The sequence below is a fragment of the Vibrio lentus genome (genome assembly GCF_002875945.1).
Lineage (GTDB): Bacteria > Pseudomonadota > Gammaproteobacteria > Enterobacterales > Vibrionaceae > Vibrio > Vibrio apostichopi.
Genome location: NZ_MCZK01000045.1, coordinates 1 through 4,173 on the forward strand (window position 1 = coordinate 1; position 4,173 = coordinate 4,173).

Genomic DNA, 4,173 nt, shown 5'->3' on the forward strand with positions numbered 1-4,173 from the left:
AATTACGCAACAAAGCCTCAACATTGTAAAGAATGCTTGTGATGCAATGTCGAATTCAGACGATGCTGCAATAGAAATTCAAACCAGATTAAGTAAGAAAAGAATATTAGTTACGATTACGAATAACGGCCCTGAGATAGACGAGGTGACTCGTAGAAAGATATTTCAGCCCAACTTCACCACTAAAAAAGGTGGTTTATCGTTTGGATTGGGCTTGGGTTTATCAATAGTTAAGCGGATTGTGGCGGGTTATGGCGGAAGTATCATTGTGAAAAGTGATGCTTCTAAAACTGTATTTAGAATCAAGTTACCAATAGAGGGTGAACATGGAGAAGCTTAATTTAATCTGTGTCGATGACCAGAGAGAAGTACTGAGCGCAGTGGTACAAGATTTAGAGCCGCTGGCGAGTTGGCTGAATATTGAAGATTGTGAATCAGCGCAAGAAGTGCTTGATCTCATTGATGAACTTGACGCAGAAGGCGAACACATTACCGTCATCGTGTCTGATCATGTGATGCCAGGGAAAACGGGTGTGGAGTTACTTACTGAAGTGTTCCATGACAGCCGCTTTCCGAATACAAAGAAAATTCTTCTTACAGGGCAGGCCACTCATACTGATACCATCAATGCGATTAATGCAGCAGGCATCGACCGTTATTTTGAGAAGCCTTGGCAAGCAAGCACATTGGTTGAGTGCATTCGTACTCTTGTCACTGAGTACATATTTGATCAAGGGCTGGATTACACGGACTATCAGAATGAGCTCGACCAGCAGGTTGTGTTGAGACGCTTGCGTTAGTCTCTTATGTTAGCGACTTACGCTAGTCATTTATGTCAGTCGCTTGAAATTGTATGCACCGAAGGACGCTTTCTGAAGGGGTTTTTCTTTGAAAGATGTAATCTGTCGGTGCATATATTACCTATCTCTTTTAGTCGTTCAGGTTTTAGTACTCAGTTATTAACACACTGGTCAGTAGGATTTAAAAATGAGTGAGATTGCTCGCTTTATCTCTGGTGAAGTGCCAGACAAGTTTGGTCGTAATATTGAACAGTTGTTAGCTTACAATCACTTTTGGTTGGAGCATGACCATAAGTACATCCAAGTGTTTTTCCCAATCGATGAAGGGACTAAGTTTAATCAACATGCCCCGTTGGTTACTCAAGAAGACAGGGCGATTTTTGCTAATTCTGAAGATCTTCGCACTGCTCACCTACAAGTGCTTGACCTGATGCTTGAGTTTTGGGGAATGCAGCGAGATGGAAGTGAGATATCGTCATTGTTGCCACGTAGCCCTGCGAACCATGTATGGCTTAAAAATCATGACCATAACCAGCTTCGACTAACACGAGTCATTCGCAGTTTATACTTGTTAGGCAATGAAGAGGTTGCGACCAACTTATGTGACTTCTTGATCGCAACAGCGAATGAAACCGGTTCTGTGTCTGATAAAACGGTGCAATATTGGCGCAATGCGTTAAATGGTTAGAAGCCTACTTTAACCAGTGGGTTAACTCAGTATATGAAAGGGAAGGAGGCTCAGGATGAGTACAGATTTTAAAGGTTCGTGTTTGTGTGGAAGTGTTCGTTTTTCGGTTGAAGGGTTCAGCGAAAAAGCAGCAAACTGCCATTGTTCGATGTGCCGAAAATTTCATGGCGCCGCTTTCGGTACGTTAGTTGGCGTACAAGGCTTAAGTTGGCTTTCAGGCAAAGATCGACTCAAAGAGTTTGTCGCACCAAACGGCACAACACGAACATTCTGCTCCAATTGTGGATCAAGCCTTGGTTTCAGAGTTCAAGGTGAACCTCTTGAAAATATCGAGTTGGCGATATCAACGTTCGATGTCGATATTCCTGTCAAAATTGATGCTCAGATTTATACAAACTACAAAGCGAACTGGTGTGAATTACAGACCGAGTTAAGCGTTTTTCCAGAAGGGCGCTCAACCTAAGATGCAGAATCCGTTCGTCGGTTGAACAAAGATCCAAACGCAATCTGTGGTATACATCAAAGTTGATATTATTTTGGCTAACTCATTACTTTTCATTATGTTAGGGTTCTTCTAGTTTTTATAAGAAGGCGACTAGATTATGAAAAAGGGATTTGTCATCGCTGTATCAATTGGCTTTGTTGTCTTCTTCCTCGCTGGCCGTGAACTTCAATGGTTAGGCTCCAGTAATTCCGAGTCGTTCCCTAAAATTCCTAGTAGTCCCCAATTTGTACCATCTACTTGAGTGGTTAGGTCGCCGTATTAACACCACTGACAATAATATGTGTGAACGCACAACCACCAACGGAACTGTTCGTGAGGGTAAAGTGACCCTAAGGCTTACCTACAATGGAACACCGTTTAAAATTGACCAGCATAAGGTTCTTTTAGGAGAGATAAGTGATCAGATTAATCGCCGTGTTCATTGTGGCTTTCGGGTTAGGCGCATATGCGAGCTTACATGTTTTGACAGACTATGTTGTGAGTATTAAAGACAGTCATAAAGCTGCGGTGCGGCAAGGTTTTGAAACTTACAAACATGCAAACACAGATGATCTTGCCCCATTAATAAAAACATCGAACTTGTTAGCTCGTTATAGTGCTTGTGAATTAGAGGGAGATGAAGGCGATGCGATTGCATTAACCCTGTCTATGAACGCTATTTCCTTTGGGATGTTATCGAAGCAAGCGTCTGACCTCGATCAGGACACCTTTAGGACTGGTTTGATGATGTACGGAAAACTCAAAGATAGCGAGAAAGTGTCTGCTCAGTTAACTGAAATACTTACTGCGTACTGTAAAGAAAGTCTTCGCTATCTATACGACTGTGAAAAGCTTTCTAATTTGTTAGGCGAAGAATGGGATACCCAATGGGAGGAAATGAAACCAGAATGTACCTAAAAATGATTCAATATATGTGGCACTTTTTTTGTGCGGTATTCAGATATGATTTGAAAACAAGGACACAATATGGAAGTAAGGTTGGTCAAAGGTTCAGATCCTAAGTTCGCTGAATCGGTCACCAAAACGAATATGGCGAGTTACTATCACGTTAGTTTTTCGTTTAACAACTAAGTTGTTCACACCTTCACCATACTGTATTACCAAGAGGAATCATGGACAGTCGTATCCAATTAAATCTTATTAAATATGTATTTTCAGAGTTGTCGTTTATTGCTGTCGCACTAGCGATTATCTATTGGCTCTCAGGTGGTGAGCATTCGTTACTGCAAACTATTGGGCTGATATATTGCGTCGCGGCAGCAGCAAAAATCTCAACGTTATGGTGGCAATTCCGCGGTAGCTCGTTTGAAGTATCAGGTGGTCATTTGCGTTTTAATGGTTTTGCTTGCGACATAGCTTTGAAAAGTAGTTTCTTACCTCGTGAAATTGGGTCAGTCGTAAAGCTTTCTTATACTGTAGATACTATGCAAAAACGTAATATTTACCTTCCAAAATGCGTATTGAGTCCTGAAAATTGGACGTTAATTTTGACACTACGAACGTAGGAGTTTGTTCCATATTGATTCGGAACAGCGCTATTCTCCACCTCTGATCTCAGTACCACAGGGGTGCAGTAGACCCTCGATAAGGGAGCCGATATTATTCTCTAGGCGTATGCGTTAGAAAGAGCCTGAAGGAAGCCATGAAAATAACGACATTGGTAGATAATACCCGATTAGATGAAAGGCAAGATCTAGCCGTTGAGCGAGGGCTGTCACTGTATATTGAAACTGAGTGGTCAAAGATATTATTCGATATGGGAAGCGGCAGTACGTTTTGCCAAAATGCTGCTCTATTGGATGTTGATATTGAAGATGTCGATTTAGCCGTTATATCACACAGACACCATGATCACTGCAATGGAACTGTCGCTTTTGTTGAGCATAATTCCAAAGCGAAAGTGTATTTAAAAAACTGCGAAGAAAAGAATTATTACTTTCGATCTTATGGATTTAAAAGTGATGTTGGCATCAATGCTGATCTCCTAAAAAATAATAATGATCGGTTAGTCTTCATCAATAAAACGACTGAAATTGCCCCAAACGTTTTTGCCGTCACAGATATCAACTCGAAGCATGAGAAGCCAAAAGGAAACCAATACCTTTATACAAAATCTCAATGTGGATGGGAGCAAGACTCGTTCGATCATGAGTTACTATTAGGGCTCTTCTCCGCTTAGA

General features: G+C 41.3%; 6 protein-coding genes and 2 pseudogenes. All 8 read left to right on the forward strand.

Features of this window, described 5'->3' with window-relative positions; all coding sequences use genetic code 11:
* The coding region (locus tag BCT49_RS03995; RefSeq protein WP_133151642.1) for an ATP-binding protein at window positions 1–340 on the forward strand (340 nt) is incomplete at its 5' end.
* Window positions 327–800, forward strand: coding sequence for a response regulator (locus BCT49_RS04000; protein WP_017062404.1), 474 nt, complete (start codon window positions 327–329; stop codon window positions 798–800). The genes BCT49_RS03995 and BCT49_RS04000, both read left to right, overlap by 14 nt.
* A gap of 187 nt (window positions 801–987) precedes the next feature.
* The gene (locus tag BCT49_RS04005; RefSeq protein WP_102434240.1) at window positions 988–1,488 is read left to right on the forward strand and encodes an opioid growth factor receptor-related protein; all 501 of its coding nucleotides are present in this window, start codon (window positions 988–990) and stop codon (window positions 1,486–1,488) included.
* 55 nt (window positions 1,489–1,543) lie between these two features.
* The gene (locus BCT49_RS04010) at window positions 1,544–1,951 is read left to right on the forward strand and encodes a GFA family protein (protein ID WP_102434241.1); all 408 of its coding nucleotides are present in this window, start codon (window positions 1,544–1,546) and stop codon (window positions 1,949–1,951) included.
* Window positions 1,952–2,389: 438 nt separating this feature from the next.
* Window positions 2,390–2,890 carry a hypothetical protein gene (locus BCT49_RS04020; RefSeq protein ID WP_102434242.1) on the forward strand — a complete coding sequence of 167 codons (501 nt, stop codon included), beginning with the start codon at window positions 2,390–2,392 and terminating at the stop codon, window positions 2,888–2,890.
* Window positions 2,891–2,959: 69 nt separating this feature from the next.
* Window positions 2,960–3,037: pseudogene (locus tag BCT49_RS26085) on the forward strand (GNAT family N-acetyltransferase); the annotation flags it as partial.
* A 68-nt stretch (window positions 3,038–3,105) separates the two neighbouring features.
* The gene (locus tag BCT49_RS04030) at window positions 3,106–3,498 is read left to right on the forward strand and encodes a hypothetical protein (protein ID WP_102434243.1); all 393 of its coding nucleotides are present in this window, start codon (window positions 3,106–3,108) and stop codon (window positions 3,496–3,498) included.
* Window positions 3,499–3,635: 137 nt separating this feature from the next.
* Window positions 3,636–4,154, forward strand: a pseudogene (locus tag BCT49_RS04035) (MBL fold metallo-hydrolase); the annotation flags it as partial.
* Between the last annotated feature and the right edge of the window lie 19 nt (window positions 4,155–4,173).

Excerpts from the sequence above, each read along its gene's own strand:
- BCT49_RS04000 (WP_017062404.1), top strand. The coding sequence starts at position 327 with ATGGAGAAGCTTAATTTAATCTGTGTCGATGACCAGAGAGAAGTACTG.
- BCT49_RS04005 (WP_102434240.1), top strand. The coding sequence starts at position 988 with ATGAGTGAGATTGCTCGCTTTATCTCTGGTGAAGTGCCAGACAAGTTT.
- BCT49_RS04010 (WP_102434241.1), top strand. The coding sequence starts at position 1,544 with ATGAGTACAGATTTTAAAGGTTCGTGTTTGTGTGGAAGTGTTCGTTTT.
- BCT49_RS04030 (WP_102434243.1), top strand. The coding sequence starts at position 3,106 with ATGGACAGTCGTATCCAATTAAATCTTATTAAATATGTATTTTCAGAG.